The organism is Bacillus sp. AFS018417, assembly GCF_002560985.1.
In the GTDB taxonomy this organism is placed as follows: domain Bacteria; phylum Bacillota; class Bacilli; order Bacillales; family Bacillaceae_G; genus Bacillus_A; species Bacillus_A rhizoplanae.
Genome location: NZ_NTTM01000095.1, coordinates 1 through 3,779 on the forward strand (window position 1 = coordinate 1; position 3,779 = coordinate 3,779).

Annotated in this window: 4 protein-coding genes and 1 pseudogene; 3 read left to right on the top strand and 2 right to left on the bottom strand. The window is 34.0% G+C overall.

The annotated features are described in order from the left end of the window. The first annotated feature begins 255 nt into the window (after positions 1-255). The 3 genes from CN326_RS23235 to CN326_RS23245 all read left to right on the top strand — a co-directional run bounded on the left by CN326_RS23235 (position 256) and on the right by CN326_RS23245 (position 2,360). Complete coding sequence (locus CN326_RS23235; RefSeq protein ID WP_098311311.1) at positions 256-504, top strand: hypothetical protein; 249 nt, start codon at positions 256-258, stop codon at positions 502-504. Positions 505-982: 478 nt separating this feature from the next. Beyond that, on the top strand, positions 983-1,816 hold the full coding sequence (locus CN326_RS23240) for an alpha/beta fold hydrolase (RefSeq protein ID WP_483295663.1): 834 nt from the start codon (positions 983-985) through the stop codon (positions 1,814-1,816). A 166-nt stretch (positions 1,817-1,982) separates the two neighbouring features. Beyond that, a complete protein-coding gene (locus tag CN326_RS23245) occupies positions 1,983-2,360 on the top strand; it encodes an FAS1-like dehydratase domain-containing protein (protein WP_098311313.1) in 378 nt (125 codons plus the stop codon). A 4-nt stretch (positions 2,361-2,364) separates the two neighbouring features. On the opposite strand, the pseudogene CN326_RS25480 reads toward CN326_RS23245, so the two are convergent. Next, positions 2,365-2,891, bottom strand: a pseudogene (locus CN326_RS25480) (Tn3 family transposase); the annotation flags it as partial. Between the two features lie 204 nt (positions 2,892-3,095). Beyond that, a partial coding sequence (locus tag CN326_RS23255) for an RNA-guided endonuclease InsQ/TnpB family protein (RefSeq protein ID WP_141525119.1) occupies positions 3,096-3,779 on the bottom strand: 684 nt, incomplete at its 5' end.

The following is a 3,779-nucleotide window of genomic DNA, read 5'->3' on the forward strand; positions in this document are numbered from 1 at the left end:
CAAACCTCTCAAGAGAAGTCTGTCCAAAATCAAGTGAACCTCATTCATCAACTATTCGGTATTCCAGCATAAAAGCGGATTCCGTTAGGAATCTCTTTACTTCTTTATATCTTCAAAAAATGTTTGCACCAGAACCCTTTATGTTATAAGTACTGTATCAGCAAAAAAGCAAGATTCTCTGAAAAAATTAGGAACCTTTTTTGTACATTTTAATATCCTTTTATTGTAAAATATTTATTGACAGGAGGAGTGTACATGAAATTTGAAGATAACAGAATACTAGGGATTCAGTTAGGTGCTTTACTAGTGACAGAGAATCATAGATATTTAGTGATAAAGAAAAATAATCATTATTCTCTACTTAATATTGAAACGATGGAATGCAGTATATTAGAAGTAGCCTTGGAACATATTGAAGAAGTGATGGCAGAGGATTTACAGGAAACGGTCAAACAAATTATTCCTGCTGAGCATTTGAAACTTGTTGCGAAGAATATTGTATGAAAGGGTGTCTTTTAAAAATATAATACTGAATATTTCGTTATTGTTTATTTAGAATCGTTACAAGCGCAATTTGAATCTCTGCTACAAGCAGGGATTCAATGTAGTGAGAAGCTTTAGAATTGGCTAAAACGTCAGTCTAGACTATTAGATAATTAAAACGACATCATATTCAATTTCAAGGCAACACTCAAATCAGTAAAATAATTGTATGAAGCAGCAGGTATTTGTTTTAATTTATCGGCGCAAACAATTATAGAGTTAATGGAGTTATTTGAAAAAGAATAGAAGAGCTAAGCAAAATGTAAGCACGTAGAAAATAAGAAAAATTTTTCGCATAACAATATTATGTAAACTGTGTACAAGTTGTAAAGAAATAAAAATTTTAATTAACAATAAGAAGTATGAGATTAATTGTTTGGAAAGATAGAACCTTTATATTATTGATAGTAATTTAAATACTGAAAATTCGGGGTGGATTATAATGGAATGCTTAATAGGGGATGTAAAAGTTTATTATGAGACTTATGGTTCTGGAAAACCGATTATCATGCTTCATGGTTTTTCTCCTGATCATAGACTAATGTCAGGTTGTATGGAGCCTGTTTTTGAACAAAGAGAAGGTTGGAAACGAATTTATATTGATTTACCAGGCATGGGACAAACAAAGGGACATGAATCTATTCAAAACTCAGACGGAATGTTAGATCTTGTTTTAAAATTTATAGATACGATTATTCCAGATGAATTTTTTTTAATCGCAGGTGAATCATACGGAGGCTACATAACTAGAGGAGTTATATCTAAGAGAAAAGACAAAGTAGAGGGAGCAGCATTTATTTGCCCTTTGATTATCCCAGATATAAACAAGAGACAGCTTCCTCTGCATACTGTTATTTACCGAGATGAAAAGTTTTTATCTCAGTTAAGTACAGAGGAACGTGAGAATTTCAGTTTGAAATTTGTAGCACTTAACGAAAATAATTGGCAACGTTATCTTGAAGAGATTATATCAGGTATTAAAATAGCAGATGAGGCGTTTTTAACAAAAATAATGGAGCAATATGCTTTTTCATTTGATGTGGATAGTCAGTTATCCCTGTATGAAAAACCTAGCCTCTTTTTATTAGGAAAACAGGATTCAGTAACAGGTTACAAGGATGCTTGGAAGATTCTTGATAAATTTCCTCGTGCTACTTTTGCTGTTTTAGATAAAGCGGGACATAACTTACAGATTGAGCAGGATGCTTTATTCCATTCGTTAATAAATGAATGGTTAAATAGAGTAGAAGAAAATATTGTGGCTTTTGAATAACATTTAATAATTTGTACAAGAAATGATTAAAAATCCTGTTTCATGCAGGATTTTTTCTTATTAAATTAATGTATGTAATTTAGTGAAACTATTAAAAATGAGTGGTCATTCATTCATTTTTGTGCTAAATTAAAAATAAAGAATATTCAAAACAAAGGAGAAGAATATGGTTATTAAAACAGGTGATGTTTTTACATGGGAAAGAACTTTTACTGAAGAAGATGTTTTGCAGTTCGGAAGTTTTTCAGGCGACCAAGGTAGGCATCATATTGAACATGATGAAAAGGGCCGTTTAATGGTGCAAGGCTTATTAACTGCAAGTATAGGAACGAAGATTGGTGGTGATGTAAATTACATCGCAAGAGAAATGGTAACTGAATTTATTCGACCTGTTTTTACTGGAGATACCATTACATGCGAGATAACTCTTACAAATGTTGAACAAATGGAAGGTTTTAAAAAGGTAGAAATAAAGTCAATATATCGCAATCAAAATGGGAAAGAAGTAATGCTAGGTTCAAGTCATGGAATCATTCGAGACTGAACATTCAAAAATTGAAAATATGTGTTAATGGAATTTGTTTACGTAAAAAGTAATTAGGTGCCATACTATATATGATTATAAAGTAGGCTAGTAAAGCTAGCCTATTTTCATTCCATTTAAATGATTCATATGGATTTACACGATTGTAGAACAAAAGCATTAATCCCCTGAAGTCTCCAGGGGCTATTCTCTTTAGCCAATACTGATTGTTATGATAGGGAATTCCCTGAACCATTAACGTTTTCATGTAAACCAGACAATTTTGTAGCAATTGGAGTGACCATCCAGACATTCCTTGATCTTCTAGAGAATTTCACTATTCTTTCCGTAAAAGATGTAGTTGTTAACAGAGTTCCAATGTTAAACAGTGTTAAGTCCTTCATTAATCTCTCTACGGACTTCCTCAAAGTGTAGATAATCACATAAAAAAATGGTCTTAATTGCTTTCCCCAACTCACATAGAGGTTGATATCTCTCGTAAATCACTTTCGTGGATGCGGTACCTAATCACAAAGCAGTCGCAAACTTAATGAATACAATTTCTGAAAGTCAATATTTTTGAAACGTGGCATCAGCGTGAATAACCCCTCCTTATTCACCCTACGAACTGATCGAAGAAGGAGCTTCCTATTTCATAGACCGTTGCATAGTAGGGTGTCCCACTGCGTCTTACACAGTCTCCACAGGCGTAGTTTATACTGTTCGGACATAACCTTGCCCTACAGTTTGTAGACTTTAGTTTGTGGCAAACAATTCTTCTACTCCTTTTTGTAAGATGTTCCGGCTCGCGTTATAGTCTCTATCCAATACCGTTCCACACTTTGTACAAATGTGAGTACGAATAGAGAGAGACTTCTTCACACGATTCCCACAAAAAGAACAGTCTTGTGAAGTATACTTTGGTTCTACTTTGATGAGTACACCGCCATGATTTTCGCATTTGTAAGCAAGCATGTTTCGAAACATTCCCCATCCTGCATCAGAAATAGACTTCGATAATTTTCTGTTTTTGACCATGTTACGAATGTTTAGATTTTCTACAACGATAACGGAATAATCTTTCGCTAGATTGTAACTGAGTTTATGAAGAAAATCTCTGCGCTGGTTCGCTACTTTTTCATGTAGCCTGCGAACACGCTCGACTTGTTCTATGAAGTTAGCAGAACCCTTTTTCTTCTTAGAAAGTTTTCGCTGTGTTTTCTTTAATTGTTTTTCTTTTTCACGGAGAAATCTAGGGTTTTCAAACTCTGAACCATTAGAAAGAACGGCATACTTATGTAATCCCACGTCAATTCCTATCGCACGATTGGTATCGATACCAGATGGTACCACTTGTCTTTCGACACAGAAAATAGCGTACCATCTTTTCCCTTGACGTTTGAGAATCAGTTGCTTGATTGTTCCTTCGAGTGGTCTGTG

Coding starts and splice junctions, on each gene's coding strand:
- CN326_RS23235 (WP_098311311.1), top strand. CDS start 256: ATGAAATTTGAAGATAACAGAATACTAGGGATTCAGTTAGGTGCTTTA.
- CN326_RS23245 (WP_098311313.1), top strand. CDS start 1,983: ATGGTTATTAAAACAGGTGATGTTTTTACATGGGAAAGAACTTTTACT.